General features: G+C 49.2%; 9 tRNA genes and 1 rRNA gene. All 10 read left to right on the top strand.

The features are described from left to right. Positions 1 to 81 precede the first annotated feature (81 nt). Positions 82 to 197, top strand: a 5S ribosomal RNA gene (gene rrf, locus HZY94_RS09465). A gap of 5 nt (positions 198 to 202) precedes the next feature. Beyond that, positions 203 to 275 (top strand) — tRNA-Val (locus HZY94_RS09460). A 15-nt stretch (positions 276 to 290) separates the two neighbouring features. Further along, positions 291 to 363 (top strand) — tRNA-Asp (locus HZY94_RS09455). Positions 364 to 406: 43 nt separating this feature from the next. Beyond that, a tRNA-Lys gene (locus tag HZY94_RS09450) sits at positions 407 to 479 on the top strand. A gap of 3 nt (positions 480 to 482) precedes the next feature. Then, a tRNA-Leu gene (locus HZY94_RS09445) sits at positions 483 to 564 on the top strand. Positions 565 to 577: 13 nt separating this feature from the next. Next, positions 578 to 650: transfer RNA gene (locus HZY94_RS09440), tRNA-Thr, on the top strand. Between the two features lie 10 nt (positions 651 to 660). Then, positions 661 to 732 (top strand) — tRNA-Gly (locus HZY94_RS09435). A gap of 5 nt (positions 733 to 737) precedes the next feature. Continuing rightward, a tRNA-Leu gene (locus HZY94_RS09430) sits at positions 738 to 822 on the top strand. Between the two features lie 5 nt (positions 823 to 827). Beyond that, positions 828 to 901: transfer RNA gene (locus HZY94_RS09425), tRNA-Arg, on the top strand. Positions 902 to 972: 71 nt separating this feature from the next. Continuing rightward, positions 973 to 1,046: transfer RNA gene (locus HZY94_RS09420), tRNA-Pro, on the top strand. Positions 1,047 to 1,201 lie beyond the last annotated feature (155 nt).

Below are 1,201 nucleotides of genomic sequence, written 5' to 3'. Positions count from 1 at the left end.
ACGAGGAATCGATTCGCCATTAATCTAGGGATTATGGAGAAGAAGATGACAAAGTCATCGTGGAAAAAGCTTAAAATAGAGTTAAGTGACGATAGCCTAGGAGATACACCTGTTCCCATGCCGAACACAGAAGTTAAGACCTAGAACGCCGGAAGTAGTTGGGGGTTGCCCCCTGTGAGATATGGTAGTCGCTTAGCTAAAGGGGAGTTTAGCTCAGCTGGGAGAGCATCTGCCTTACAAGCAGAGGGTCAGCGGTTCGATCCCGTTAACTCCCATTGTACGAAAGTACAGGTCCCGTAGTGTAGCGGTTATCACGTCGCCCTGTCACGGCGAAGATCGCGGGTTCGATTCCCGTCGGGACCGTTCAAACAGTATGGTATACAGTTTGAAGTTTGAAAAGAGACAAGACTCGTTAGCTCAGTTGGTAGAGGAATTGACTTTTAATCAATGGGTCGCTGGTTCGAGCCCAGCACGGGTCATATGCGGGTTTGGCGGAATTGGCAGACGCACCAGATTTAGGATCTGGCGCTTTCGGGCGTGGGGGTTCAAGTCCCTTAACCCGCATATATAGTAATAAGCCGGCTTAGCTCAGTTGGTAGAGCATCTGATTTGTAATCAGAGGGTCGCGTGTTCAAGTCATGTAGCCGGCATTAGAGGATTGCGAACGTAGTTCAGTGGTAGAACACCACCTTGCCAAGGTGGGGGTCGCGGGTTCGAATCCCGTCGTTCGCTTTGGCGCCGGGGTGGCGGAACTGGCAGACGCACAGGACTTAAAATCCTGCGATCATTTCGATCGTACCGGTTCGATTCCGGTCCTCGGCAAATGGGCACCCTTAGCTCAACTGGATAGAGTACCTGACTACGAATCAGGCGGTTAGAGGTTCGACTCCTCTAGGGTGCATTAACTTTATATTATACAGGAAGTAGCTTAGCAAGTACTCTAGAGCTGAGGTACAACCTGGTTTATATCTACGGGAAGTAGCTCAGCTTGGTAGAGTACTTGGTTTGGGACCAAGGTGTCGCAGGTTCGAATCCTGTCTTCCCGACTAGCAAGAGGCATTAGCCTCTTTTTTGGGCTCTTTGTCAACTGTAGTGGGTAGAATTTTACAATCTATAAATAGTGAGTACAATATAGCCTAAAAATGGCTTCCTTTCAATTCATATGGGATGCTTTCACTGTGGTGGGGGACGGCAGCGACCT

The organism is Streptococcus danieliae (assembly GCF_013415245.1).
GTDB lineage: Bacteria > Bacillota > Bacilli > Lactobacillales > Streptococcaceae > Streptococcus > Streptococcus danieliae_A.
This window is presented reverse-complemented; position numbering and strand designations above follow the sequence as displayed.